Source organism: Prochlorococcus marinus str. MIT 1214 (genome assembly GCF_027359355.1).
GTDB classification, from domain to species: Bacteria; Cyanobacteriota; Cyanobacteriia; order PCC-6307; family Cyanobiaceae; genus Prochlorococcus_B; species Prochlorococcus_B marinus_F.
On record NZ_CP114777.1, the window covers coordinates 1,908,584 to 1,934,849 of the forward strand.

The 26,266-nt window shown below is 37.2% G+C and carries 30 protein-coding genes; 20 read left to right on the forward strand and 10 right to left on the reverse strand.

Annotated features, from left to right (window positions below):
- Nucleotides 1-16 precede the first annotated feature (16 nt).
- Both O5639_RS10545 and O5639_RS10550 read left to right on the forward strand, forming a co-directional pair.
- Nucleotides 17-1,006 (forward strand): acetyl-CoA carboxylase carboxyltransferase subunit alpha, encoded by a 990-nt coding sequence (locus O5639_RS10545; protein WP_269624459.1) that lies wholly within the window; start codon nucleotides 17-19, stop codon nucleotides 1,004-1,006.
- 26 nt (nucleotides 1,007-1,032) lie between these two features.
- Complete coding sequence (locus O5639_RS10550; protein WP_269624460.1) at nucleotides 1,033-1,740, forward strand: SDR family oxidoreductase; 708 nt, start codon at nucleotides 1,033-1,035, stop codon at nucleotides 1,738-1,740.
- A 30-nt stretch (nucleotides 1,741-1,770) separates the two neighbouring features.
- On the opposite strand, the gene O5639_RS10555 is transcribed toward O5639_RS10550, so the two are convergent.
- The gene (locus O5639_RS10555) at nucleotides 1,771-2,445 is read right to left on the reverse strand and encodes a phosphoribosylanthranilate isomerase (protein ID WP_269624461.1); all 675 of its coding nucleotides are present in this window, start codon (nucleotides 2,443-2,445) and stop codon (nucleotides 1,771-1,773) included.
- A gap of 63 nt (nucleotides 2,446-2,508) precedes the next feature.
- On the opposite strand from O5639_RS10555, the gene O5639_RS10560 reads away from it, so the two are divergent.
- Nucleotides 2,509-3,747, forward strand: a complete 1,239-nt coding sequence (locus O5639_RS10560) for a site-2 protease family protein (RefSeq protein ID WP_269624462.1) — start codon at nucleotides 2,509-2,511, stop codon at nucleotides 3,745-3,747.
- On the opposite strand, the gene O5639_RS10565 is transcribed toward O5639_RS10560, so the two are convergent.
- Nucleotides 3,741-4,490: a lipoate--protein ligase family protein gene (locus O5639_RS10565; protein ID WP_269624463.1), complete on the reverse strand. Its 750-nt coding sequence runs from the start codon at nucleotides 4,488-4,490 to the stop codon at nucleotides 3,741-3,743. The two genes, O5639_RS10560 and O5639_RS10565, sit on opposite strands and share 7 nt — an antisense overlap.
- Before the next feature lie 160 nt (nucleotides 4,491-4,650).
- On the opposite strand from O5639_RS10565, the gene O5639_RS10570 reads away from it, so the two are divergent.
- Both O5639_RS10570 and O5639_RS10575 read left to right on the forward strand, forming a co-directional pair.
- A complete protein-coding gene (locus tag O5639_RS10570) occupies nucleotides 4,651-5,055 on the forward strand; it encodes a hypothetical protein (protein WP_269624464.1) in 405 nt (134 codons plus the stop codon).
- Nucleotides 5,056-5,124: 69 nt separating this feature from the next.
- The gene (locus tag O5639_RS10575; protein ID WP_269624465.1) at nucleotides 5,125-6,138 is read left to right on the forward strand and encodes a protochlorophyllide reductase; all 1,014 of its coding nucleotides are present in this window, start codon (nucleotides 5,125-5,127) and stop codon (nucleotides 6,136-6,138) included.
- Nucleotides 6,139-6,154: 16 nt separating this feature from the next.
- Here O5639_RS10575 and bchL read toward each other — a convergent pair whose 3' ends face one another.
- Nucleotides 6,155-7,045, reverse strand: coding sequence for a ferredoxin:protochlorophyllide reductase (ATP-dependent) iron-sulfur ATP-binding protein (bchL, locus tag O5639_RS10580; protein WP_269624466.1), 891 nt, complete (start codon nucleotides 7,043-7,045; stop codon nucleotides 6,155-6,157).
- 355 nt (nucleotides 7,046-7,400) lie between these two features.
- Here bchL and O5639_RS10585 point away from each other — a divergent pair, with 355 nt between their 5' ends.
- On the forward strand, nucleotides 7,401-8,657 hold the full coding sequence (locus tag O5639_RS10585) for a ferredoxin:protochlorophyllide reductase (ATP-dependent) subunit N (RefSeq protein ID WP_269624468.1): 1,257 nt from the start codon (nucleotides 7,401-7,403) through the stop codon (nucleotides 8,655-8,657).
- A gap of 4 nt (nucleotides 8,658-8,661) precedes the next feature.
- Nucleotides 8,662-10,239, forward strand: coding sequence for a ferredoxin:protochlorophyllide reductase (ATP-dependent) subunit B (locus O5639_RS10590; protein ID WP_269624469.1), 1,578 nt, complete (start codon nucleotides 8,662-8,664; stop codon nucleotides 10,237-10,239).
- 11 nt (nucleotides 10,240-10,250) lie between these two features.
- Here O5639_RS10590 and O5639_RS10595 read toward each other — a convergent pair whose 3' ends face one another.
- Nucleotides 10,251-10,616, reverse strand: a complete 366-nt coding sequence (locus O5639_RS10595) for a hypothetical protein (protein WP_269624470.1) — start codon at nucleotides 10,614-10,616, stop codon at nucleotides 10,251-10,253.
- 101 nt (nucleotides 10,617-10,717) lie between these two features.
- On the opposite strand from O5639_RS10595, the gene O5639_RS10600 reads away from it, so the two are divergent.
- Nucleotides 10,718-11,494: a BMC domain-containing protein gene (locus O5639_RS10600; RefSeq protein WP_269624471.1), complete on the forward strand. Its 777-nt coding sequence runs from the start codon at nucleotides 10,718-10,720 to the stop codon at nucleotides 11,492-11,494.
- Here O5639_RS10600 and O5639_RS10605 read toward each other — a convergent pair.
- Nucleotides 11,491-12,081, reverse strand: coding sequence for a non-canonical purine NTP pyrophosphatase (locus O5639_RS10605; RefSeq protein WP_269624472.1), 591 nt, complete (start codon nucleotides 12,079-12,081; stop codon nucleotides 11,491-11,493). The genes O5639_RS10600 and O5639_RS10605 overlap by 4 nt on opposite strands.
- Nucleotides 12,082-12,437: 356 nt before the next feature.
- Here O5639_RS10605 and O5639_RS10610 point away from each other — a divergent pair, with 356 nt between their 5' ends.
- From O5639_RS10610 to O5639_RS10650, 9 genes are all read left to right on the forward strand, one after another.
- The gene (locus O5639_RS10610) at nucleotides 12,438-12,749 is read left to right on the forward strand and encodes a BMC domain-containing protein (protein ID WP_011130577.1); all 312 of its coding nucleotides are present in this window, start codon (nucleotides 12,438-12,440) and stop codon (nucleotides 12,747-12,749) included.
- A 73-nt stretch (nucleotides 12,750-12,822) separates the two neighbouring features.
- The gene (locus O5639_RS10615) at nucleotides 12,823-14,235 is read left to right on the forward strand and encodes a form I ribulose bisphosphate carboxylase large subunit (protein ID WP_158466229.1); all 1,413 of its coding nucleotides are present in this window, start codon (nucleotides 12,823-12,825) and stop codon (nucleotides 14,233-14,235) included.
- A gap of 100 nt (nucleotides 14,236-14,335) precedes the next feature.
- On the forward strand, nucleotides 14,336-14,677 hold the full coding sequence (locus O5639_RS10620; protein WP_036906978.1) for a ribulose bisphosphate carboxylase small subunit: 342 nt from the start codon (nucleotides 14,336-14,338) through the stop codon (nucleotides 14,675-14,677).
- A gap of 99 nt (nucleotides 14,678-14,776) precedes the next feature.
- Nucleotides 14,777-17,164: a CsoS2 family carboxysome shell protein gene (locus O5639_RS10625; RefSeq protein ID WP_269624473.1), complete on the forward strand. Its 2,388-nt coding sequence runs from the start codon at nucleotides 14,777-14,779 to the stop codon at nucleotides 17,162-17,164.
- 7 nt (nucleotides 17,165-17,171) lie between these two features.
- Nucleotides 17,172-18,731, forward strand: coding sequence for a carboxysome shell carbonic anhydrase (locus O5639_RS10630; RefSeq protein ID WP_269624474.1), 1,560 nt, complete (start codon nucleotides 17,172-17,174; stop codon nucleotides 18,729-18,731).
- On the forward strand, nucleotides 18,732-19,007 hold the full coding sequence (locus tag O5639_RS10635; protein WP_011294514.1) for a carboxysome peptide A: 276 nt from the start codon (nucleotides 18,732-18,734) through the stop codon (nucleotides 19,005-19,007).
- Nucleotides 19,007-19,258 carry a carboxysome peptide B gene (locus O5639_RS10640; RefSeq protein WP_038651780.1) on the forward strand — a complete coding sequence of 84 codons (252 nt, stop codon included), beginning with the start codon at nucleotides 19,007-19,009 and terminating at the stop codon, nucleotides 19,256-19,258. The genes O5639_RS10635 and O5639_RS10640 overlap by 1 nt, the downstream gene beginning before the upstream one ends.
- Nucleotides 19,259-19,304: 46 nt before the next feature.
- Complete coding sequence (locus O5639_RS10645) at nucleotides 19,305-19,853, forward strand: BMC domain-containing protein (RefSeq protein WP_269624475.1); 549 nt, start codon at nucleotides 19,305-19,307, stop codon at nucleotides 19,851-19,853.
- Between the two features lie 75 nt (nucleotides 19,854-19,928).
- Nucleotides 19,929-20,183 carry a 4a-hydroxytetrahydrobiopterin dehydratase gene (locus O5639_RS10650; RefSeq protein ID WP_269624476.1) on the forward strand — a complete coding sequence of 85 codons (255 nt, stop codon included), beginning with the start codon at nucleotides 19,929-19,931 and terminating at the stop codon, nucleotides 20,181-20,183.
- A gap of 3 nt (nucleotides 20,184-20,186) precedes the next feature.
- On the opposite strand, the gene O5639_RS10655 is transcribed toward O5639_RS10650, so the two are convergent.
- From O5639_RS10655 to gloB, 3 genes are all read right to left on the reverse strand, one after another.
- Complete coding sequence (locus O5639_RS10655; protein ID WP_269624477.1) at nucleotides 20,187-20,417, reverse strand: DUF3136 domain-containing protein; 231 nt, start codon at nucleotides 20,415-20,417, stop codon at nucleotides 20,187-20,189.
- 92 nt (nucleotides 20,418-20,509) lie between these two features.
- A complete protein-coding gene (locus tag O5639_RS10660; protein WP_269624478.1) occupies nucleotides 20,510-20,911 on the reverse strand; it encodes a RidA family protein in 402 nt (133 codons plus the stop codon).
- Nucleotides 20,912-20,956: 45 nt separating this feature from the next.
- Nucleotides 20,957-21,712 (reverse strand): hydroxyacylglutathione hydrolase, encoded by a 756-nt coding sequence (gene gloB / locus O5639_RS10665; protein ID WP_269624479.1) that lies wholly within the window; start codon nucleotides 21,710-21,712, stop codon nucleotides 20,957-20,959.
- A gap of 50 nt (nucleotides 21,713-21,762) precedes the next feature.
- Here gloB and hisG point away from each other — a divergent pair, with 50 nt between their 5' ends.
- The 3 genes from hisG to O5639_RS10680 are packed head-to-tail and all read left to right on the forward strand — an operon-like array spanning nucleotide 21,763 to nucleotide 24,764.
- Nucleotides 21,763-22,425, forward strand: a complete 663-nt coding sequence (gene hisG, locus O5639_RS10670) for an ATP phosphoribosyltransferase (protein WP_269624480.1) — start codon at nucleotides 21,763-21,765, stop codon at nucleotides 22,423-22,425.
- Nucleotides 22,412-24,208, forward strand: a complete 1,797-nt coding sequence (locus tag O5639_RS10675) for an ABC transporter ATP-binding protein (protein WP_269624481.1) — start codon at nucleotides 22,412-22,414, stop codon at nucleotides 24,206-24,208. The genes hisG and O5639_RS10675 overlap by 14 nt, the downstream gene beginning before the upstream one ends.
- Nucleotides 24,209-24,221: 13 nt before the next feature.
- Nucleotides 24,222-24,764, forward strand: a complete 543-nt coding sequence (locus O5639_RS10680; protein WP_269624482.1) for a GNAT family N-acetyltransferase — start codon at nucleotides 24,222-24,224, stop codon at nucleotides 24,762-24,764.
- Nucleotides 24,765-24,787: 23 nt separating this feature from the next.
- On the opposite strand, the gene O5639_RS10685 is transcribed toward O5639_RS10680, so the two are convergent.
- Both O5639_RS10685 and O5639_RS10690 read right to left on the reverse strand, forming a co-directional pair.
- Complete coding sequence (locus tag O5639_RS10685; RefSeq protein WP_269624483.1) at nucleotides 24,788-25,492, reverse strand: TIGR04283 family arsenosugar biosynthesis glycosyltransferase; 705 nt, start codon at nucleotides 25,490-25,492, stop codon at nucleotides 24,788-24,790.
- Nucleotides 25,441-26,172, reverse strand: coding sequence for a TIGR04282 family arsenosugar biosynthesis glycosyltransferase (locus O5639_RS10690; protein WP_269624484.1), 732 nt, complete (start codon nucleotides 26,170-26,172; stop codon nucleotides 25,441-25,443). Before O5639_RS10690 ends, O5639_RS10685 begins: the two co-directional genes overlap by 52 nt.
- Between the last annotated feature and the right edge of the window lie 94 nt (nucleotides 26,173-26,266).

Below are 26,266 nucleotides of genomic sequence, written 5' to 3' on the forward strand. Positions count from 1 at the left end.
TTTGGTTGCTTTTTTTATGGCTAGACGTTTTCTCCTCGAATTTGAAAAACCTCTTGTTGAATTAGAGAATCAGATTGATCAAATCAGAGAATTAGCAAGAGATTCAGAAGTTGATGTAAGTCAGCAACTTCTGCAATTAGAGACACTTGCTGCAAGAAGGCGAGAAGAAATATTTAATGCACTAACACCAGCTCAAAAGATACAGGTGGCTAGACACCCTCAAAGGCCTAGCACACTTGATTACATCCAGATGTTTTGTGATGATTGGGTGGAATTGCACGGCGACAGGAACGGGACTGATGATCAAGCTCTCATAGGAGGGTTGGCTCGAATAGGTGAAAGATCTGTCCTTCTAATTGGACAACAAAAAGGCAGGGATACAAAAGAGAATGTTGCAAGAAACTTTGGCATGGCAAAGCCAGGAGGATACAGAAAGGCATTGAGGCTAATGGACCATGCAGATCGCTTCAATTTACCAATAATCTCTTTTATAGATACTCCTGGAGCTTATGCAGGGCTAATCGCAGAAGAACAAGGCCAAGGAGAGGCAATCGCAGTGAATTTGCGTGAAATGTTTAGGCTTAAAGTTCCCATCATTGCAACTGTGATTGGTGAAGGTGGCTCTGGCGGTGCTTTGGGAATAGGTGTCGCAGACAGGTTGCTGATGTTTGAACATAGTGTTTACACCGTTGCAAGCCCTGAAGCTTGTGCTTCGATTTTATGGAGGGATGCTGCCAAGGCTCCGGAAGCAGCATCATCATTAAAAATTACTGGACCTGATCTTATGAAGTTAGGAATTGTTGACGAAGTACTAAAAGAGCCTTCTGGGGGAAATAATTGGGCCCCGCTTCAAGCTGGAGATACTTTAAAAAATGCCCTTGAGAAGCATCTATGCGAATTATTGGCTTTATCCACTGATGAATTGAGAGAAAATAGATATTCTAAATTTAGAAAAATGGGAAAATATTTGGAAAGTCAGTCTATCGAAAGTGAAATTTCAGTTTAAAGTATTAGTGTTTGTATTAAACTTTTTTGTCAACAGTATTAATTACGGGAGCCTCTAGAGGGATTGGGAGAGCAACTGCTAAAGCTTTTGCTAATTCTGGATGGGATTTACTGCTTATAGCCAGGTCTGAAGATGAACTAGAAAGCCTTGTAGAAGAAATTGATAACAAAAAAGTTAAGGTTTTCTTCCAGTCTATTGATCTCAGTAATCCCCAAAAAATATCTAAAGGAATAGATGAATTAATGAATAATGGTTTGACGCCATCAGTTTTAATAAATAATGCTGGAGTTGCTTGGACTGGAGATCTTTTATCAATGCCACTTGAAAAATGGGAATGGATCATGCAAATGAATCTCACCAGTATCTTTCAGGTTTGCTCTGAGGTAGTCCCTTTTATGAGAAAAAAAGGAGGACTAGTTATCAACGTTAGTAGTCATGCTTCTCGAAAAGTTTTTCGACAATGGGGCGCCTATTGTGTTTCCAAAGCAGCATTAGCAAGTTTTACAAAATGCTTAGCAGAAGAAGAACGTCAGAATTCCATAAGAGCATGCACACTTACTCTTGGTTCAGTGAATTCATCTCTTTGGGATTCTGATAACGTTCGAGGGGACTTCAATAGAGATTCGATGCTTTCTGTTGATCAAGTTGCTTCTGAACTCTTGCATCTTGCTAGTCAACCAATTAATCAAATTATCGAGGATGTAACTATGATGCCTTCTACAGGAGCATTTTGATCTAAGAGAAATTAGGATTAAATTTCTTTATTAATTTTGTGCCCTTATTTCGCGAACAAGAGATTCAACTTTCTTGATATCTTTAATACCTGGAGATATTTCAAGTCGACTAGAGGCATCAATCCCATCTGGTTTAAGTTTAGAAAAAATTTCCGGAATTATTTCACTAGATATTCCACCAGCTAAGATCCAAGGAGCTTTAAAAGTTTTGTTAGTTAGTAATTCTATTGGGACTCTATTCCCAGTGCCTCCAAGTGATTTATTATCCCAGGCATCTAAGAGAATAGCATCAATATTTTTCTCATAATGACTTATTTTTTCTAAATCATTAATAGATTTTATCCTGAAGGCTTTCCATAATTTAATTATTGGAAATTCATTCTTTAATTCACGACAATAATCAACTGATTCATTCCCATGTAATTGGATTACCGATGGTGGAGTAGATCTGTTATTTATATATTTGACTTCCTCTAATTTTTCATTTGCGATTACTAATACTTTCTCAATACTTGAAGAAACTTTTTCTACTTCATTAAAAATTCTTATACATTCTTCTTCTGTTACAAAACGAGGTGAATTTTTAACGCCAATAACTCCAATAGCATTTATCTTTAATTCCGCTATGGATCGTGCTTGAGAAGTCTTTGTAATTCCACAAATTTTTATTGCTGTTGACTTTTTAGAAGTAGATTTTCTGATCATTACCAGAACTTTTATTAGGATTAATTGAAATAGATTTTATTGAGAGCTTGGAGGAATTTAAGTTTGGGTAGTTGGGAAGTTATGAAAATCAGAGGCATACCTTTGAGGATCCATCCAAGTTTGTTTTTGGTGTTCTTATATTTTACTTTGTCAGCCAGAAATCAGTTCGAGACGCTTTTGGATGGACAAGCATCTATTTGGAATGGATGGGTGATTGGTGTTTTTACAGCTTCTCTGTTGTTTTTATCTATTTTATTGCATGAATTGGCTCATTCTTTTGTCGCAATTGGAGAAGGTCTAAAAGTTAGAGACATAACACTTTTTTTTCTTGGAGGCATGGCTAATCTTGAAAAGGAATGTCCGACTTCAAAAGGAAGTTTAAAAATCGCAATTTCAGGTCCAGTTGTTAGTCTTTCGTTGGCTTTTTTAATGGTTTTATTAAGTAATAATTTATCAACATCAAATTTTATTCTCTCTAATTTATTTAAGCAGGTTGGTAGCCTCAATCTTTTGATAGGTGTATTTAATTTGCTTCCGATAATGCCTCTTGATGGTGGGGTAATCTTAAAATCTTTAATTTGGTATTTTACGGGGAGTAAAAGAGCAGGGATTAAAGCTGCAGTCGCCTCTGCAAAGTTAATTTCATTTTTTGCTATTTTTATTGGCATTTTAAGTTTACTTAGGGGTAACTTCTATATCGCACTTTGTTTTTCTATTATTGGTGTATTGATTTTTTCTTCATCTAAATCACAGAGTCAAATTATTCAAGTACAAAAGATATTGTCTGAATTATATGTAAATCAGGTTTGTAGCCGTTCGTATAGGGTTCTAGAGGATGATTTGCCTGTGAAAGTTCTATCTAAATATAATTCTTTAAATAAAGATAATATTTTCAATAAAGAATGGATCCTTTTATGTAGAGAAGGGAGATGGGTTGGTTATGTTAATGAGGAAATATTAAAGAATATAGCTGTACAAAACTGGGATAAAAAGTTTCTTTATGAGTTTTCATTTCCAATAAATGAATTGCCATCAATTAGTGAAAAAGAATCATTATGGAAAGCAATAATTAAAATAGAAAAAACAAAAGATGGAAGGCTTCTTGTGCTATCAGTTTCTGGTCTTCCTATTGGAACTTTAGATAGAGTAGATATAGGGAAAGCAGTACTTAAAAAAATCGGATTAAATCTTCCAGATCAATTAATTAAAATAGCAAGAAAAGAGAATATTTATCCACTAGGATTAAATCTATTTAATATTGCACAATCAATGCTTTCGAGTGATTTAGATGAGGATCAATAATAAGTTATTCTTTTAAATTTATCCATAGCATAACGTCTTATCACCTCTTTATCTTCTTTATCTAATGTATAATCAGAGATACGTAGATTGGGCCATGTTTTACTAAACGATTCTTTTAGAAAATTTATTACTTTATCTTTTTCTTTGGTTTCATTATTTATCTTTGGCGGATCTGAATTAAAAACTTTTTTCCATAGGTTTTTTGATGGTTTCATTAAAATCTCTCCATGCTGAAGCAAGTGCCCCTTTCTCCAGTACTGGGCACTTCCAATATACTTGTTTTTATCTTGATCAACTAAGTCAGCCAATGTTGAAGTTGAAAAACAATTATTATTAGAGATATTCACAGGTTGATTCCCAAAAAATAGATCTACTCCAGCTTTTTTTAAACCATGTTTTAACCATTGAGTTGTTTTTAAATATGATTCTTTTTTATTCCTTGGTGGATATTTCCATATAAGAGCGTAAGTGAGCCCACTGCTATGAAGAACAGCTTTTCCTCCACTAGGTCTTCTTACAATTTTTAATTCTTGATTTTTTAAAAGTTCAATCCATGTTTTTGGTAGTTCTTTTTGATTTTTTCCAATCGACAACCAGTTTCCATCCCACGTATAAAAACGTATTGCCATATTGAAATTTTTGTCAGTAAATGACTTGTCTAATAGGAAGAGATCAATTGCCATTTGCTCTGGCCCACTCAATTCAAGAGGATTTATATAAAGGACTTCTTTTAGTTTGTTCATTTTAATTTTTAATTAACCGTCATAAAAAAGTTAGTTTATTGATATTCTCCTTTTTTATTATTTTTTTTTTTAATTTATAAATGCATTGAAAGAAGTCAAAGAATTGATTCCATTATTAATTAAGTTAACATGAAGAAAAATCGAGACATTTTTATTTAATTTGGGACAACCTCAACGAATTGAAGAGCCATTCAGAAGGAAGCGTTCAAAAAAAATCAGAAAGAGCATTCCTTCGGTAAATAAAAAAATCGATGCTTTTACTCAAGTTTCTGAATTTCAGAAAGAAGAAGTTAGGAGGGAGCTTTTATATAGCCATGTGGGATTAATTTTGAAGTTTGGATTATTTATTGTATTTGCAACCAGCCTCGTGAACTTAGGACTTGCTTCTCATCAACGTGTTAATAGAAATCTAGAGTTGTCATATTTATTAGAGAAAGAATCAAAAAAACTTCATAAGTTAAGACTACGTTTTGATGAAATGTTTACTAATGGTGGGGAACAAAGTTTTTTTAAGGAGCAAGATCAGTGGATTACTCCAAATAGTGTCAGAGTTATCTGGCGATGATTCACTTTGCTTCTCTTAGGTTTAGATTTGTATTTGAAAATTGATTAAAAATAGTTTTTACTAAAGAATATGGCTCTAGTACAAGCTGCACCAGGAACTGTCTTAATTACTGGAACAACATCAGGAGTTGGTTTATATGCAACAAAGTCTTTAGTAGAGAGGGGTTGGAGGGTAATAACGGCAAATAGATGTTCTTTGAGAGCTGAAGCTTCTGCCTCAGCAATTGGATTACCTAGTAATAGTCCAAGACAACTTAAACATATTCAAATTGATCTTGGCGACTTGGATAGTGTGCGCAATGGAGCGAAAATTCTTCTGGAGGATTTGGAAAAGCCATTGGATGCTTTGGTTTGTAATGCTGCTGTATATCTTCCTCGTTTAAAAAAACCTTTGAGATCTCCACAGGGGTATGAAATATCAATGGCAACAAATCATTTTGGACATTTTTTATTAATTCAGTTGCTTTTAGAAAATCTTAGTAAGTCTTCCAGACCAGTCTGGAAGGGAAGATCTTGGGGGATGGAATCTTCTAGAGTAGTTATCTTAGGAACTGTAACTGCTAACAATAAAGAACTTGGAGGTAAAATACCAATACCAGCTCCGGCTGATCTAGGAAATCTATCTGGTTTTGAAGAAGGTTTTCTCGACCCCATATCAATGGCTAGTGGTAAACGTTTTAAACCAGGGAAAGCCTACAAGGACAGTAAGTTATGCAATATGATTACCACCCAAGAATTGCATAGGCGATTCAATTCTTCTCCAATACTTTTTAGTTCTCTATATCCAGGATGTGTGGCGAATACAAGATTATTTAGAAACACTCCTAAACTTTTTCAATGGTTGTTTCCATGGTTCCAGAAATTAATAACAGGGGGTTTTGTAAGTGAAGCGCTAGCTGGTGATAGGGTAGCCCAAGTAGTATCAGATCCTCAATTTGCTATTTCTGGTGTTCATTGGAGCTGGGGAAATAGACAACGCAAAGATAGACAACAGTTTTCACAAGAGTTGTCCGATCGTGTGACAGATCCAGTGACTTCTAGAAAAGTTTGGGAATTATCTATGGAATTAGTCGGTCTGAAATAAACCTTCAAATAGTTATTTAATCAAACCCAAGTAGATCAAATATTTCACGGTCTTTTAAAGGTTCAGCCTCTAATGGTTCAACATTATCTATCATTTTTTGCGCTAACGAAAGATATTCATTTTGTACTTCCAATACGCCTTCTTCTTCTGAATCCATCTCGAAAATTGTGCATTTTTTAAGCCTTGATCTGCGGATGGCATCTACATTACGGAAATGAGCCATAGTCTTAAGACCTGTTCTTTCATTGAATTTCTCTATTTGATCTAATTCAGCAGAGCGGTTGGCTATTACACCTCCTAGACGAACTTTATAATTTTTTGCTTTAGCGTTTATTGCTGCGACGATCCGATTCATTGCAAAAATAGAATCAAAATCATTTGCAGTCACAATTAGACAATAATTTGCATGTTGCAGTGGAGCAGCGAAACCACCGCATACAACGTCACCAAGAACATCAAATATAACTACATCAGTATCTTCTAATAGATGATGCTCTTTTAATAGTTTGACCGTTTGACCTGTGACATAGCCACCACAGCCTGTCCCCGCTGGAGGTCCCCCACTTTCAACGCACATGACGCCATTGAAACCTTTAAACATAAAGTCTTCAGGTCTTAGTTCCTCACTATGAAAATCTACTTCTTCAAGGATATCTATGACGGTAGGCACCATCTTGTGCGTAAGAGTAAAAGTGCTGTCATGTTTTGGATCACAACCAATTTGAAGTACCTTCTTCCCAAGCTTTGAAAATGCAGCTGATAAATTCGAAGAAGTAGTTGATTTACCAATGCCTCCTTTGCCATATACAGCAATAACAAGAGCTCCTTCTTGGATTTGTGCTTTTGGGTCTTGTTTTACCTGAACGCTACCCTCACCGTCCTCCTTGCGAGTTATTGTCGAAGTCATTAATCTGTTTCTTTCGGAAGTCCTTATTTATATTCTTGCAGTCAAATATCTCTTTAGGAAATGTTTAGTGAATTCGATACATTTAACATTAAATAAATATCTTGAAATAAACACATGAATACATTGCGCGCTTTAGTTGCGTATTTTTACTCATGTTTTTGACTTCTGCAGTGGTTAAGGAATTGCCCTCTTGAATGCTTTGAGGGACATAGGGTTGCTATTTTCTCAAGAGTAAAAGTTACCGTAGTCAGACATTAGGTAACTAAAAAGTAACTAAATGCGAAAGAGATTAAGTGTTTGTTGACGGTTTACCCTTTTTAGATGCAGTTTGAATATATATATGTATTAAATCTCTATGAGCGGTGCAACGCTCCTTAAAGAATCTGGTCCAAAAGAAGTCTTTTGCGGGCTAACTTCTATTGTTTGGCTACATAGAAGGATGCCTGATGCTTTCTTCCTAGTTGTGGGTTCTAGAACTTGTGCTCATTTAATTCAAAGCGCAGCAGGCGTAATGATCTTTGCTGAACCGCGCTTTGGTACAGCTATTTTAGAAGAAAGAGATTTAGCAGGATTAGCTGACGCTCATGACGAGTTGAATCGAGTAGTTAAAAATCTTTTAGCTAGACGTCCCGAAATAAAAACTCTTTTTCTCGTTGGATCTTGCCCAAGCGAAGTAATAAAAATAGATCTTTCAAGGGTTGCCGAAAACCTGAATATCGAACTTAAAGGTCAAGTAACAGTATTGAATTATTCGGGAAGTGGAATAGAAACAACATTCACGCAAGGCGAAGACGGGGCATTAAAGGCTTTGATTCCATTAATGCCCAAGAGTGATCAAAAGAAATTACTTTTGGTGGGAACACTTGCTAATGCTGTGGAGGATCGGCTAATAAGTATTTTTAAGCGGCTTGGAATAGACAACGTAGAAAGTTTTCCACCTAGGCAGTCAACAGAATTACCATCTATTGGTCCTGCAACAAAAGTCCTTCTTACTCAACCCTATTTAACTGATACTGCAAGAGAGCTAAAAAATAAAGGTGCTGAAATCATTGAAGCCCCCTTCCCTCTAGGCGTTACTGGAAGCACATTGTGGATTAGGGCGGCTGCAAATTCATTTGGCATCGATAAATCCATTGTTGATTCAATATTAAATCCATTGATATCAAGAGCTAAGCAAGCTTTAGCTCCTCATGTTGAGAAACTTTCTGGTAAAAAACTGTTTCTTTTACCCGAATCTCAATTAGAAATTCCTCTCGCGAGATTTCTAAGTAATGAGTGTGGAATGGAGATTGTTGAAATAGGAACTCCTTATTTAAATAGAGATTTAATGAAAGCAGAAATAGACTTGCTACCTCCCGATTGTCGTATCGTAGAAGGTCAACACGTAGAGAAACAGTTAGACAGAGTAAGAGATAGTTCGCCAGATCTTGTAGTTTGTGGAATGGGACTAGCTAATCCACTTGAGGCAGAGGGAATATCAACTAAATGGTCAATTGAAATGGTTTTCAGTCCAATTCACGGAATTGACCAAGCTTCTGATTTGGCAGAGTTGTTCTCAAGGCCACTTCGTAGACATGAAATTTTAAACCCTAAAACTCTTACATCAAATTAATCTCATGGAACTAACTCTCTGGACATACGAAGGACCTCCTCATATTGGAGCGATGAGGATTGCTACGTCTATGAAAAAATTACATTATGTTTTACATGCTCCTCAAGGGGATACTTACGCTGACCTTCTTTTCACGATGATTGAACGCCGCGGAAGCAGACCACCAGTAACTTATACAACTTTTCAAGCTAGAGATTTAGGTGGTGATACAGCAGAACTTGTAAAAGGACATATAAAGGAAGCCGTAGACAGATTTAAGCCAGAGACTCTTTTAGTTGGCGAAAGTTGTACAGCTGAATTAATTCAAGATCAGCCTGGATCATTGGCAAAAGGTATGGGCTTTGATATCCCAATTGTCAGCCTCGAATTACCTGCGTATAGCAAAAAGGAAAACTGGGGCGGATCTGAGACCTTTTATCAAATCGTAAGAACTTTACTCAAAGATCACTCTAATGAATCCAAACATACGTGGCAGGAAGAGAAAAGAAGACCGAGAGTAAATTTACTTGGCCCAACTTTGCTTGGCTTTAGATGTAGAGATGATGTTTTGGAAATACAAAAATTACTTGGTCAGTACGGGATAGATGTCAATGTTGTAGCGCCCTTAGGAGCATCACCCGCAGATATATTGCGAATCCCGAATGCTGATGTGAATGTTTGCCTCTATCCAGAAATAGCGGAATCAACTTGTATTTGGCTTGAAAGAAATTTAAATATTCCTTTTACAACAACAGTTCCTCTTGGCGTCGGAGCAACTCAGGATTTTCTAAAAGAATTACACGAAGTTTTAGAGATGGAAATCCCGCAATCAGTAAACGAATCTAATAATTCAAAATTAACATGGTACTCGAATTCAGTTGATTCCAATTACTTAACAGGAAAAAGAGTCTTTATTTTTGGGGACGGAACACATGCCCTCGCGGCAGCAAGAATTGCTAATGAGGAACTTGGTTTTAAAGTTGTGGGCCTAGGAACTTATAGTCGTGAAATGGCTAGGAAAGTTCGTCCAGCTGCTAAGGCACTTGGTTTAGAGCCACTGATAACCAATGACTACTTGGAAGTAGAAGATGCGATAAAAGAAACCTCTCCAGAGCTAGTCCTTGGGACACAAATGGAGCGACATAGTGCAAAAAGACTTGGCATTCCATGTGCTGTAATCAGTACCCCAATGCATGTACAGGATGTACCTGCTCGATATAGCCCCCAAATGGGATGGGAGGGTGCAAATGTCATTTTTGATGACTGGGTTCATCCATTAATGATGGGACTTGAGGAACATTTAATTGGAATGTTTAAGCATGACTTTGAATTCGTTGACGGTCATCAAAGTCATCTAGGACATTTAGGTGGGAAAGGAAATCAAAATAAAAATAAAGATGCTATGAAAACAAACTTACAAGATTCAGTAATTAAAGACGGTGATCCTATCTGGACACATGAAGGTGAAAAAGAACTTTCGAAAATACCATTTTTTGTGAGAGGTAAGGTAAAAAGAAACACAGAGAATTATGCTCGCCAGGCAGGGTGCAGAGAAATCAACGAAGAAACTCTTTACGACGCTAAGGCTCATTATAAAGCCTAAATTTGGTCCTTCTAATTACGCCAATGAGAACTTTCTTGGCTCGATTTGATTAATCTCCAAACATTTCTTGATACCTTCTTAGCAATGAGACCACCTCTCTCAACTTTTGAGGAACCTGGCCTAACGCCAAGAAGTTTTGATACTTCTGAAGTGCTTAGTGGAGCTCCTGTTTCTATAGCTAGAGAAGTTAGTTCAAGTCTTTGACGCAGCTCATGCGTATCACATTTTTCGTCTTCTTTTAACCAATTCAAGTCTGCGATACCTTTGTCAGACAATTTTTGCATAAGACTTAATGAGACTAAGCCAAGCGCTTGCTCCGGATTGATTTCAGCGTTTGAGTTATTTTTTTTCGGATCCTTTGGCTGAGGGTCAGACATTCTTTAATCAGATCAGTATAAATTGAATTTATCGGCTTAAATTCAGCATGCAAGTCTTAATTGCTAGCTAAAAAGACAATCTTTGAGGTAGTATCCCGCCCATGAGAAGATTCGCCACATTTGAAAATAATGAAAGGCGACTAGGTGGTAGCCAGAGAGTTACTGGCGCAGAAGTAACTGAATACCTTGCTGACGATCCAAAACGAGTAATAACAACTGATTCGGAAAAATCGTTAGTTGCTCGTCAAGCAAGTCATGTAAAACAAATTGAATTAAGAACATATGTATTTCTTGATTCTTTGCAACCTCAACTTGCGGCTTATATGGGAACTGCAAGTTCAGGATTTTTACCCATACCTGGTGATGCTTGTCTTTGGATGGAGGTTTCTCCTGGAATGGCTGTGCACAGGGTTACAGATATCGCACTAAAAGCCAGTAATGTTCGGTTAGGTCAAATGATCGTTGAAAGAGCATTTGGATCTCTGGCTCTTTATCATCGAGATCAAAGCACAGTTCTACATTCAGGTGATGTCGTTTTAGATGCAATAGGAAGCACAATTGATAAGAGAACTAATCCTCAAGTTACTTGGACTGAAGTTATTCGAGCTATCACTCCAGACCATGCTGTTTTGATCAATCGCCAAAATAGACGTGGCTCAATGATTCAATCTGGCATGAGTATGTTTATTCTTGAGACTGAACCAGCGGGATATGTTTTGATGGCTGCAAACGAGGCAGAAAAATCATCAAACATCACAATTGTCGACGTGAAAGGAGTTGGTGCTTTTGGAAGATTGACTCTGGCTGGGAAAGAGGGTGATGTTGAGGAGGCAGCCGCGGCTGCGATGAGATCTATTGATCAAATAAATAGAAATTAATTATTTTTAATTCCTATAGCTTTCAAAAGGTAAGGAGCTAATTCTCTAGCTGCTTTACCTCTACTTCCATGTTTTGATAATTGTGCATTATTTAATTCTCCATAAGTGCAATTAGTTTCACGAACCCAAAATAATGATTCAAATTCCCCATTGGGATAAGCAGGCTTTTTTAGAATTTCACCCCAGCAAATTCCTATTGTATTTTTAATTATCTCTCCACCGTTAGTACAGAGAACCATTACGCTGCATACTTTTGCACTTCTGTAAGGACTGTCGCCAAGAGCAGTTAAAATTTTCTCTATCTTTTTTTCATTTGTGTCTGCAAGTCGCGCAGAAAAGATACCGGGAGCATTGCCAAGAGAATCAATTTCAAGTCCAGAATCATCAGCAATAGTCCAACTATTAGTTAATGCTGCTGCTGCTTTTGCTTTCAATATTGCATTATCAAGGTATGTTTTTCCTGTTTCTTCAACATCAAGAGAGCTAGGTTGTTTTTTAACTTCAATTGGGAGAGGCCCAAGCATTGCCTCTATTTCGGCAACCTTCTTGGGATTACCACTAGCTATGGTTATTAGTGGATTTTTCAAATCGAATAATTTAACTAGATCTATATAGTCTTACAGGAAGAAGTTAAAAACAATAGTCGTTGAATTTTTTAGATGATTTTGAGACAGTTTTGGGTGAACATTCCAACCCTGACGAAGCCAGGACACTGTCTCTTGCGAAAAAATACCTACACGAACAAGTTTACGCAATGCAATATCAGTATGTCCTAACCATTGATCGAACAGCGTTACTCAACTGTCGTAGCAAGGGTGATAAGTTCAGCTTATATATGGGACTAGAAACTGTAATCAGCGCTATTAGAAAATCCCCTTGACTAATTGCTCTTTGGCGGGCCATTGTCCCTCCTGAACATTCCATCCCTTTACTGAAATAGGACATGGCTAGCGAAACAATGGGTATTGCTCTCGGCATGATCGAGACACGCGGATTAGTACCAGCTATTGAAGCTGCTGACGCGATGACCAAGGCGGCAGAAGTGCGCTTGATTGGTCGTGAGTTTGTTGGAGGTGGTTACGTAACAGTTTTAGTTCGTGGTGAAACTGGTGCGGTAAACGCCGCAGTTCGTGCAGGTGCAGACGCTTGTGAGCGTGTAGGTGACGGACTCGTTGCAGCTCACATCATTGCTCGTCCTCATCGTGAAGTTGAGCCTGCTTTGGGTAACGGTAACTTCTTGGGTCAGAAGGACTGATTTTTGACTAAGTCCTAAGAGGAGAGGACTTTTCAAATTTTCAACCTTCTAAACTAATTAACAGGAGCTATCAATGGCTAAAAAGTATGATGCTGGAGTTAAGGAGTATAGAGATACTTACTTCACTCCTGACTATGTCCCCCTAGATACTGACCTACTTGCATGTTTCAAATGCACCGGTCAGGAAGGTGTACCAAAGGAAGAGGTTGCAGCAGCTGTTGCGGCTGAATCATCTACAGGTACATGGTCAACAGTTTGGTCTGAATTACTAGTAGATCTTGAGTTCTACAAAGGCCGCTGTTACCGCATCGAAGATGTCCCTGGAGACAAGGATGCCTTCTATGCATTTATTGCCTATCCATTAGATCTTTTTGAAGAAGGATCTATAACTAACGTTTTGACATCACTTGTTGGAAACGTCTTTGGTTTTAAAGCCTTGCGCCATCTTCGTCTTGAAGATATTCGCTTCCCAATGGCATTTATCAAAACCTGCGGCGGACCTCCTAGTGGAATCGTAGTTGAACGTGATCGTCTTAATAAGTACGGTCGTCCATTACTTGGTTGTACTATTAAACCGAAACTAGGACTCTCAGGTAAAAACTACGGTCGAGTGGTGTACGAATGTCTAAGAGGCGGTCTTGATCTAACTAAAGATGATGAGAACATTAACTCTCAGCCATTCCAGCGTTGGAGAGAGCGTTTTGAATTCGTGGCTGAAGCGGTAAAGCTAGCCCAACAGGAAACTGGTGAAGTTAAAGGTCATTACCTTAACTGTACAGCGACTACTCCTGAGGAGATGTATGAGCGTGCTGAGTTTGCTAAAGAACTCGATATGCCAATCATCATGCATGACTACATAACTGGTGGTTTTACAGCTAATACAGGTTTGGCTAATTGGTGTCGTAAGAACGGCATGCTTCTTCATATTCACCGTGCTATGCATGCGGTTATTGACCGTCATCCTCAGCATGGTATTCACTTCAGAGTTCTTGCGAAGTGTTTACGCCTATCTGGCGGAGACCAACTTCATACAGGAACAGTTGTTGGAAAACTAGAAGGAGACCGTCAAACAACTCTTGGCTATATCGATAACCTTCGTGAATCTTTTGTCCCTGAAGACCGCACTCGCGGTAACTTCTTTGATCAAGATTGGGGTTCTATGCCTGGTGTATTTGCTGTGGCATCTGGTGGTATCCATGTATGGCATATGCCAGCATTGCTCGCAATCTTTGGAGATGATTCATGTCTTCAGTTTGGTGGTGGTACTCATGGTCACCCATGGGGATCAGCTGCTGGTGCGGCTGCGAACCGTGTAGCTCTCGAAGCATGTGTTAAAGCACGTAATGCAGGTAGGGAAATCGAAAAAGAAAGTCGCGATATCCTTCTTGAAGCTGCGAAGCATAGTCCTGAGCTTGCAATTGCTCTTGAGACATGGAAGGAGATTAAGTTCGAATTCGATACAGTCGATAAACTCGACGTTCAGTAAAAAGATATAGAGGTGACATTTAAAAGTTGCCTCTATCTTTCTTAAATTCACTAGTCGATGACTCAGTCGACTTTCATTCATTCACTAACCTAAGTTCACCATGCCTTTCCAGAGCACAGTAGGTGACTATCAGACAGTCGCCACCCTGGAAACATTCGGCTTCTTACCGCCGATGACCCAGGACGAAATTTACGATCAAATCGCTTATATCATTGCTCAGGGTTGGAGCCCAGTTATTGAGCATGTTCATCCAAGTGGTTCAATGCAGACCTATTGGTCTTATTGGAAATTACCTTTCTTCGGTGAAAAGGATTTGAATCTTGTAGTAAGCGAGTTAGAGGCTTGTCATAGAGCATATCCTGACCACCATGTTCGTATCGTTGGATATGACGCATACACTCAAAGTCAAGGTACTTGCTTTGTAGTTTTCCAAGGCCGCTAGATTTTAGGCTTTGACAAATTTAGCCCTGAAAAGCTTTCAGGGCTAATAATTCCTTAGAGAATTAAAAATTATTTTTTACGATCTCTCCATTGGATTGATATGGCAAAACAAACAAGTAGACAATTAGTTCTTGATCGCCGACAGGCATTGAGTCAAGGTGGTAAAAATGCCTCTATCAAAGGTTCAACACCTAATAGAGTTCGTTCCTCAAGTGATGCGAGGGCCACGAGGACTGATGCGGCTTTTGTTAAACCACAAAAAACTTTGGCTAAATCAAATAATTCTTCTTCTCAGTTAAGTACTAGTAGTTATCAATCAGGTGCTTCTGGAAGTTCAAGAGGTACAAGGTCATATAAAAGTTCAGTAGCTCATTCTAGTCGCCAACTTGTTATTACTAGACGAGAGGCATTATCTCGTAGAGGTAAATCTGCTGATAATACAAAAGATATAACTCGAGTTGATGTTGAGAGAAAAAAGGTCCAAAACGCTCCTTCTTATGACGCCAAAAAAGCTGAACATTGTTGTCCAGAATGTGAGCAAAAAGCTTTAGAGGAAATTAGTAATACAACTTCAAAGCCTGAAATTAGTTTGACATTAAATAAAAGAAAGACTGATCACCGCTCAACTGTTAAAAGAAAAGCAATTACGAATTCAAGTAGAGCTTTTGTGCTTGCTCGAAGAGAGGCATTGTCAAAGCACGGTAAATCTGCAGGGAAGCAGCCAACTACAGCTGCTTCAGTAGCTCGGCAAGGTAATCCAGATTTGACTACTAAAGAAATTGCTCAAAGAGTAAGAGAGCTAAAAAGTAAAACAGGAGCTACTGGCAAAACTCGTACATCAGTAACACGTCCTTGTGGTCCAAATAAAAATGGCGCCAAGCAAAATGCTAGTGCACCTGATGCTCATTGGAAAGTGGGAATGAGTGAGACTTCTACTGGCCAACTTGTTACAGGAACTCAAGCGAATAGATCTCTAAAAACCACAGGAAATGAAGCAAGTACATGTCGTTCAATTACAGGTACTCAATACTTGGGTTCAGAGGTGATTGATTCTTTCTGTAATGGTTTAAATACTCCTATAAGTCAGCCAGCAAAAGTAGGCGTTACAAATACTACTCATGGAAACTTAGTTACTGGTAACGAGGTGGGTAGATCAGAGAAAGTTACTGGTGATGAGCCTGGAACCTGCAAAAACCTCACTGGTACAGAATATATATCTGCTAATCAATCTAATGATTATTGCGGAGGAGTTAACCCTTCACCTTCAAAAATTGGCTATAGCAAAACTATTGATGGTCAAAAAGTCAGTGGAACCATGACAGGAAGGTCAGAGTTGGTTACGGGAAATGAAGCAGGATCAAATAAAGGTTTAACTGGTGATCAATATTTAGGCTCTGAACCACTACCTTCTGGTAGGCCTGCAGAAAAGGTTGGCTCACTAACAACAATTCGTGGGAATGGTGTAACCGGTACTGATGTCTCTAGAAGAGAGAATGTTACTGGTAATGAGGCTGGTAGTTGTAAGAACGTAACAGGAGATGAGTATGTGGGTGCTGGACAATTTGATGTTTTTTGTGGAAGCAAGCCCGCTCCTGATCCAGCAAAAGTTGGATTGAGTATTACTAATAAAACTCAATCCGTTAGTGGAACTATGACAGGTAGATCACCACTCGTAACAGGAGATGAACCTGGCACTTGTAAAGCCGTAACAGGTACACCTTATGCAGGATTAGATCAGGCAAATCAATGGTGTGATACTCCTGCATCATCTGAGATAGAGGCTAGAACCCCTAGAAAACTTGGTACTCCTGCTGCAAGATTGACTGGCCAGCAACCTGGTATCGGTGGAAAGATGACAGGTGCTCAAAAGGGTGCTTGTGAGCCTTTAACTGGAACTCCTTATGTAGGAGGAGATCAATTAAGAGATAATTGTGGCGTTTCAAATATTCCTGAAGGTTATGCGCATCAAGAAAAAACTGAGAAAGCAGCTGCATGGACAAGTTTCAGCGTGAAATCTCCAGCTAGACAGGCTCATATTCAAAATGAAATTAATTCAGGTGTCACAGGTACGAGCTACGAAGACAGCTCAAGAATCACTGGTCCATTTGATATGGCTGCAAATAAAGTTACAGGAACTGAACAATTTCGCTTTGATAGAAAACCATCAAATTCTCAGAGAAATAAAGTTGATGAAGTAGTTAACGAAGAGACTGAACAAAGACCAACCTCACAAATAACAGGAGAGGGACAATCTGCAGGATTGAATATAACTGGTGATGATTGGGCCAGAGGAGAACATGTCACTGGAACAGAAGGTGCTTCTGCTAAGCGTAGAAATCCTTCACGTCCTGGACCAATGAGTGCCATGAAAGCATCTGAATTAAAGAGAAACCAAGAGGTTCCCGAACCGGATTTCCTAATCACTGGTTCTAGTGGTAATACAAGAGATGGTCAACTGGTTACTTTCTCTGGTGGAGCAAGAGGTTAAATAGTCGATGGCCTATCGTAATTTGGCCAAGAAATCTCTTCGTGGCCCTACAGCTCCTATGAAGAGATTTGTCGACCTAGAGAACCAGAGCTTCAATTCTAAAGTAATTAAGACTACTAATTCTTTCTCTGATGAAATAAAAACTATTAGCTCTTTCTCCACTGATCATCCATTAACCAATTCTCAAGAAAATCAGAAGTTAAATCAATACGAAAAAAAGGTTAAAGGTCGATTTGATAATATTGTCCCTCTTTTAAAAAGAGTCTCTAGTCTTCAAAATGATTTAAATTTTGTAGAAAGTGCTCAAAATTTATGTCGCTCAGAATTAGGTTATGAATTACCATTGCATATACTTGAAAAGGCGTGGGTTGGAAATGTTGATATAAGTAGCTTGTTTGCATGGTGTGTTTTTCAATCACACCAATTGACGAGTAATGAATTTTTTAATTCAGATCCAATAGAGGGTTCTGAAGATAGTCAATATGCCAAATCTTTTCAATCTTTCCTTTATCAATGTGGCTTTCATCTTTTAGATATAACTCCTTGTGCCGATGGCCGGTTAGCTCATGCTATTTCTTATGCATTACGTATACCTTTTAGTTCCGTTAGGAGGCGTTCCCATGCTGGTGCGTTATTCGATATTGAAAAAACAGTTAATCGTTGGATTAAAACTGAACATAGTAGATATAGAGAGTCAACTCCAAATTCTGCAACTGAGCCAACAAGATATTTAAAATCAGTAATCTATCATTTTAGTTCTGTTGACCCTACGCACCAAGGATGTGCTGCTCATGGTAGTAATGATGAGTTAGCAGCATCAGAAGGCTTACAGCGATTATTAGATTTTAGGGAAGCAGTAGAAAATAGTTTTTGCTGTGGTGCATCGGTTGATTTGCTTTTAATTGGTATTGATACAGATACAGATGCGATAAGAGTTCATACGCCTTCCAAAACCAATGAAGTTGATTTGAAATCATGGGTTTGTGCAAATGAAATATATAAAGAGACACAATTTCTAAATGCTGAGGAGGCTCTTCAAAAAATTCAAGAAAATGTCAAAAGGGTTTGTCCAGGGAAAACAGATCCGAATATGGTCACATTTATTACAAAGCTTATTTCAAATAATATTTCTCAAATTGACTATGTGAAGAATTTTTATTCCGGAAGCTACCAAGATGCAGGTCATGCTGAGCGATTTATTGGTGTAGGTATTGGTTTTAAAGAAGTTCATTTAAGGAATCTTACTTATTTTGCTCATTTGGAGACTGTTGAACAAGGAGCTCCTGATCTTGACGTAGGAGTGAAAATTTTTACTGGTCTAAATATCTCGAGAAGTTTACCAATCCCTATTGTTATTCGCTTTGATTACTCAGGGAGTGTCCCTCACGCAAGAAATAGAGCATTATCTGATTGTCGTAGAATTAACGACGCTATTAAGTCTCGTTATCGAGATTTAATAGATGATGGTTCACTTCACACATTTCTTACTATTCGAGATCGAGATAAAAAGGCTCCTGCAGAAGTTGTAGGTTCTTCCCTCGATCCAGTCACTCAGGAGGCTCATTAAATGCTCATTTGTAAAGTTCTCAAACCACTTGTCTCAACTAATCGTATTCCAGGCTTTGAACATAAGCATTTACAGGTTGTACTGGATGGCAGCTCAAAAAAAGTTGCTGTTGATGCCGTTGGATGTAAACCTGATGATTGGGTTATTTGTGTAGGAAGTTCTGCCGCTCGCGAAGCTGCTGGAAGCAAGTCTTATCCAAGTGATTTAACTATTGTTGGAATTATTGATCATTGGGATCCAGAGACACAACAACAGATCTCGGGAGGAGCAAAGTAATGGAGATAATGCAAGTTATGGGACGCTTGGTTTGTACACAGAGAGTGGAAGGATTAGGACATATGCATTTAAGAATATTGTGTAATAACAAAGGTAAAAGACTTGTGGCTGTTGACCCTGTGGGTGCACGAGAAGGTAATTGGGTCTTTACCGCAACAGGAACCGCTGCGAGGTGGGGGTGTCCAGACCCCAATGTTCAAACAGATTTAACTATTGGTGGGATTATTGATCATTGGTCCCCTGATGATTAGCTTGACTGCTATTCAATAAAACTTTACTCTATAAAATCATAAATCCATGGCCACACCACAAAAACGTCAAGCAAAAAGTAGTAATAATAGTATTAAAGCTAAAGATCAGGTAGTTGATGTTACTCCTTTGAATTCAACAGAGCAAACAAAAACTTCTTCTAAAGTACAGTCTTCGTTAAATAAAAATTCTTCTAATACTTTAAAAACTACTACCTCTAAAACTTCATCCAATGCTTCTGGGGGTGGTGGTTCATTTAATGCCCGAATTGGACAAAATAAAGCTTTTGAAACTAATTCAAATTTTGGAATTGCTTTAGGAATGATTGAAACTCGTGGTCTAGTACCAGCAATTGAAGCAGCTGATGCAATGACCAAGGCAGCTGAAGTTAATTTGATCGTTAAAGAACTTGTTGGTGGAGGATATGTAACAGTAATGGTTCGTGGTGAGACTGGTGCTGTTAATGCTTCTGTGAGAGCGGGTGCTGACGCCTGTGAGCGTGTTGGGGATGGATTGGTTGCTGCACATATCATTGCTCGCCCACATGTTGAAGTTGAGCCCGTCTTAAAAGGTAGCGGTGCCAAAAGGAGAAATTAAGTAGTTTTTGATTTATAAATTTTTCCTTGAATCAATTCACGATGTAGTAGTTTTTATAAAAGTCAAGTTTTTTTCATGGAAGGGTGGAGGCAAAAAAAAAGACCAGAGTGTCTAGAAAAAAGGTTCGAATTTAAATCTTATGAAAAAAATAGAGATTTTCTTGATGCGCTAGGTGACTTTTGTGAAAAGGTCAATCGCTTCCCCGATATAAGTTTTGGGAAGACTTATGCAAATATCACTATCCGGCCAATAGAAAATCATGAGAGAGAGAAAATATCAAAAGATGATCATGATTTCGCAAGTGAAATAGATCTTTTAAATAAACATTGAAGATTAATCTTCCTCTTTTGGTTGTTCTAGATCTCTTTTGATTAATGCCATTAGATAGGAGGGGGTCTTATATCTTCCTGGTAAACAACGATTAAGAGTCTCTAAGTGGCTCCAGCAAACAGTTCTTTGGATTTGATCAGTGGTACGCCCTTGTTGCAAAAGCCTCCTAAGTGCCTTGCAGTAAAGAGGGTATCCTGCTTCTAGTTCGCCAATAGTCAACTTGGCAGTGGACATTGTTTATTGCGAATCAATTATCAATTTAGACAATAATGGGGCCACTTAGCAAAGTGGCAAGAATCTATTTAGTCATAATTTTGTTTTTATCTCTAGTTTCCTATCCAAGCCACACAATCTATCTCAATTTTTCCCCCTTTAGGAAGATTTGACACTTCAACGCATGCTCTTGCGGGAGTTACTGTTTCGCTAAAGGTTTTTGCATAAATTGCATTTACTTTTGCGAAATCATTTAAATCAGTTAAATAAATGGTTGTTTTTATGACGTTTGAACTTTTTCCTCCAGCGGCTTCGACTACAGCTATTAAATTTTTGAGAACTTGTTTAGTTTCTTCTTCTATATTGCCATCTCCGATCATGGCACCAGATGAAGGGTCTAAAGCAATTTGCCCTGAGCAATACAACCAATTTCCTACTAACACAGCTTGGTTGTAAGGACCAACAGGTTTAGGGGCCAATTTTGTTTCGATTGGCTCAATTGCTGAACTTTTCATAAATAAATAAGCTTTAGTTGAAAGATTTGATAAACAAATTAAAATTTAACATTTCCAACAATCTTTGTGTCTTCTAAGTAATGTAAAATCTTCTACATTTTCTGCTTTTAAAAATAAATTTGTTTTTCTTTCTTCTGAGAGTGTTGACGGGAGACTAGATTTTCCGTTCTTAAGTTTATTCTGAACAAGCTTTAATCTTTCGAAAATAGAAATATTTTCAGGCTCTAATGTTAAAGCCCATTTCAAGTTATTTTCTGTATATTCATGAGCTGAGTATATTTTAGTGTTTTCTGGAAGGGAATTAAGTTTATATAAGCTTTCAAACATTTGAATAGGAGTACCTTCTAGGAGACGACCACAACCTGCTCCAAATAAAGTATCTCCAGGGAATAATATATTATATTTAGTAGTTGCTTTTGATATGTAAAAAGCTATATGATTATTAGTATGACCATGTACCTCTATAACTTTAATCTCACTATCCATTAAATGGAAAACATCATTATCTCCAACTGAAAATGTTTGAAAAGGGATTCTTTTAAGTTCTTTTTTTGATGCAATAACCTTTGCTTTTGGCCATCTTTTTATTAACTTTTGTGTTCCACCAATATGGTCATCATGATGATGTGTTTGAAGGATTGCTTTTAATGATAGGTTTTTTTCTAAAAGCCATTTTTCTACTGGGCCTGATATCGAGGGGTCTACTACCACTGCATTGCAATTGTGGACCCATACCCATACGATATTGTCCTGTAAGACAGTAATTGGGTAAATAGTGAATTCGTTTTTTTTCTCTAACATTTTTTATTTAGGTAATGGAATAGTTAGAGCCCACTTCAATAGTTTTTGACATGTTTACTGTTGCATTAGCTAAAGGTGCCTTACTGCAAGAATCAGTCTCAATGTTTTCTGACGTTGGACTTGATTTCTCAGCTGTTTTAGAAGATAGCAATCGGCAATTAATGGTTCCTTCAATTTGTGGCCGTGCTAAAGCTCTTTTGGTTCGTAATAGCGACGTTCCTGTTTATGTATCTTATGGTCAGGCGCAACTAGGAATAGTGGGTTTTGATGTGTTACAAGAGCAGAAATTGCAAGTATCGAATTTAGTAGACCTTGGATTTGGAGAGTGTCATATGTCTGTTGCAGTTAAGTCTAGCAGTGGTTATTTGAGTGCTTCTGACTTGCCGCCCAACTGCCGAATAGCAAGTAAATTCACAAACTGCGCAAAGAAATTTTTTGATCAAATTGATTTGCCCGTTCAATTGGTACATTTGAGTGGATCTGTTGAGCTAGGTCCCATAACAGGTATGGCTGAAGCGATAGTTGATTTAGTCGCAACTGGTCGTACTCTTAGAGATAATGGTCTTGTTGAAATTGAAGAACTTTTCAAATCAAGTGCTCGGCTTGTTGGACATCCACTATCTCTAAGACTTGATAAAGGGCCCCTTCAAGAAATTATTAATTCAATTCAAATCCAATCTCAGACCAACTTCTTTTCTGATGGCAAAAAATGATTTTCGAAGAGTTAAGAAACTTGGAAAGTATTTAAAAAAAGAAAATAAACGTTTAGTTCTTATAATTTTGATATTAATACCTGTGGCATTAGCGGGTGCAGTTCAACCTCTTCTTGTTGGGCAAGCTATTTCTGTTTTAAGGGGAGAAGATACCATACCTTCTTTTGATAATTTGTCTAATGAATTATCAATTCGGCTAATAATATTAATGCTATTCATAACAGTATTACTTAGACTTGGATTACAAGGATTTCAATCATACAATATACAGTCAGTAGGTCAGCGTTTAACTGCACGGATTAGGAATGATTTGTTTTCTCATTCCATGTCATTGTCTTTGCGTTTTCATGACAAAATGCCTGTTGGTAAATTACTTACAAGGTTAACTAGTGATGTTGATGCATTGTCAGAAGTCTTTGGCAGTGGAGCTGTTGGTGTTCTAGCTGATTTTGTAAGTCTTATAGTTATATCAATAACTATGATTTTGATAGAATGGAGATTAGGCTTACTTCTTTTGATTGTTCAAATACCTGTTACGTTGTTTATACTGTGGCTTCAAAAACGTTATAGAAGACAAAACTATAAAGTTAGAGAAGAACTTTCTCAATTGAATGCAAATTTTCAGGAAAATCTGCAAGGCCTCGAAGTTGTTCAAATGTTTAGGCGGCAAAAATTAAATGGTCAAAACTTTTTAAAAACTGGAAATAATTACAAAAATGCTGTAAACGGCACCATCTTTTACGACAGTAGTATTTCTGCGTTTATTGAATGGGTTTCATTGGCTGCAGTTGCTTTGGTTATTTCTCTTGGTGGGTATATGGTTACATCTGGAGCAATGGGATTAGGTACTCTTACGACATTTATTCTTTATTCACAAAGATTATTCGAACCCTTAAGGCAGTTGGCAGAGAGATTTACTCAAATACAGGGAGGATTAACAGCAGTTGAAAGAATAAGTGAATTGCTTGAGAAAAAAATTGAGATTTATGATCAAATTAATCATAAAGAACCAAATAAAAAATTAACAAAATCAATTAATAATGTTTCTGGGGAAGTTCTATTTGAAAATGTAAGTTTTTTTTACAGAGAAGATGAACCAATAATCAATGATTTAAGTTTTAAAATTAAACCAGGTGAACATATTGCTCTTGTTGGACCAACGGGTTCAGGTAAGACTACTTTAATTAGATTGTTATGTAGACTTTATGAGCCTCAAAAGGGAAATATATACATTGATGGTCAAAACATTAAAAATATACCTATAGATTCATTAAGAAAGCAACTTGGAGTTGTTCTGCAAGATACTTTCCTGTTTAGTGGAAATGTTGCAGATAATCTTCGTTTAGATTCTTCAATTGATAAGCATCGCTTAAAAGAAATATGTAGTGATTTAGGTCTTGATAATTTATTGAGAAAGCTACCAAATGGATTAGACACTTTTATTAGAGAGAGAGGAGGAAATCTTTCTTCAGGTGAGAGACAGCTTTTATCTATTGCAAGAGTTGCAATCAGAGATCCAAAAGTATTAATCATGGATGAGGCGACTGCCTTTATGGATCCATCAACTGAAGCAACTTTGCAAAGAGATCTTGATAGATTGCTAGAGAGAAGAACAGCGCTTGTAATTGCACATAGGTTAGCAACAATAGAAGCTTCTGATCGAATCCTCGTTATGAGAAAAGGCAGTCTAATTGAGCAAGGCACTCATGAAGAGTTGAGGTCTTTAGGTGGGCTTTATTCTCAACTTTCTGAGTTGCAAGAAAAAGGTCTCACAACCATTTAATAAGTATTAATTTATGATTAATATAGGATCAAAAAGAATAGGTATGCCAGGGCGGAGAAATGAAAATATTCTTTCAGATGAAACCTTGAAAAATATATATGGAAAACAAGCTCTTCAATACTTTAATCAAAAGAATTCTTCTCTTTTTGTGTTTAGTAATTCAAAATCTTTTGATTTAATTGAACTTGAGCAACTTCTTCAAGCTGTTGGTTGGGGAAGAAGACCACTGAGGAGAGTAAAACGAGCATTGGATAATAGTTTGCTTAAGGTTGGTCTATGGCAACATGATTCTAAATTTCCAAGGTTGATTGGATTCGCAAGGTGCACGGGGGACGGAATTATTGATGCAACAATATGGGATGTAGCCATTAACCCCGTTTATCAAGGTTTTGGATTAGGAAAGCAACTTATGTCATATCTAATGAAGAGTTTAAAAAGAGACGGTATTAGCAGAGTAACTTTGTTTGCTGATTCTGATGTTATTACTTTTTATAAAAGACAAGGTTGGACCTTAGAGCCAAAAGGTAATAAATGTGCATTTTGGTATTCAAACTGATCGGTTAGATCTGTTTTGGGAAATTATGAATTGTATTCCTTTGACAGGGTCTCTATATCATAACCCTCTCGCCACCTTTTTCTTAATATAGCATTTTTAATTGCACGTTCAATTATATTTGAATTAGACCACTTTATAGCATCTGTATATATATCTTCTCTAATACGTTTTACTGTAGTCGTTTTAGTAATTCTTGTTATTAAGTCAACATCTTCCATTATTTTCAGGGAAGAGAAACCTCCTGAATTATGATATAGATCTTTGTGTATGAGTAAGCCTTGGTCTCCGTAAGGGCGTTGAAAAAAATAACTTCTAAGTGCTACTGCTAGTTCTAAGAATCTAAACTCTAAATTATCTTTTTTAATTTTAAAGTCAAAATACCATCCAAATTTTTCTGATTTTTTATTTTTTATTATTTTATATGAACTCTTTACCCAACTGGGGTTTAATCTACTATCGGCATGTAGAAATAAAAGCCAATCTCCTATTGCATTTGAAGCACCAGTTTTTAATTGATATCCTCTATTTTTTTTATGGGTTTTAATAACATCTACTCCTTGTATTTTTGCGATTGATGGAGTTAAATCTATACTCCCTCCATCAACGATGATTAATTCAAATTCATATGGCCATTCTTTTAAATCAGCAAGGAGAAGAGGGAGATGGAGTGCTTCATTTAAAGTTGGTATGATGATGCTGAGAGTCGGAAACTTTTGTAATCTAGCCATGGTGACAAATCCATAATATTATCGAGATCATTTTTAGTTTGAAGAAGTTGATAATTGATTTGATTTAAGGATGCTAATCGAATTGTTTTTTGAAGGACTTTATCGCTTCCCCAACATATACCAGAAAATGGCCAGGAAGATAAAGGATTTAACAGTTTATTTGATAGTCCAATAAGCCAATATCCACCATCATTTGAAGGGCCTAAAACCATGTCTTTATGTTTAAGTACTTGCATAGCTTGAATTAATTCAAAATGTGAGATTGATGGTAAATCAGTGCCAATTAGTAAGATACGATTTCGTGTCTGGTGAGAATGATTTTTTTCAGGATGAGTCTTTAAAAATTGTCTTTTCATTTTTGTCCCCAGATTTCCAGGACCTTGAATATCCACCGTTTTAATTTTATTTAACAGTGCCCATTTTTTTGCGGCCTTTTTCCCAATTCCATCGATAGCAACTCGTATATCTGCGAGACCTTCTTTTTGAATTTCTTTCGCTACTTTAATTGTGTGATTTGTTAGTTTTTCTTGGATCTTTACTGCTTTAAATGCCCCTATATCCTTTGATAAACGACTTTTACATCTGTATATCCCGTGCCATCTAGTCATTACAACTAAAGTTGGTTTATCGTATTGAATAAATTTTTTTGTATTTGCTGTTTTAATTTTAACAAGATTCATAATTATTAATCTCAGATTGTTCTATGTCTAAAAAGCTTAAGTTACTATTCATTGCATCTGATTAATTTTTGCCCTAAAAAAAATAAATATATAA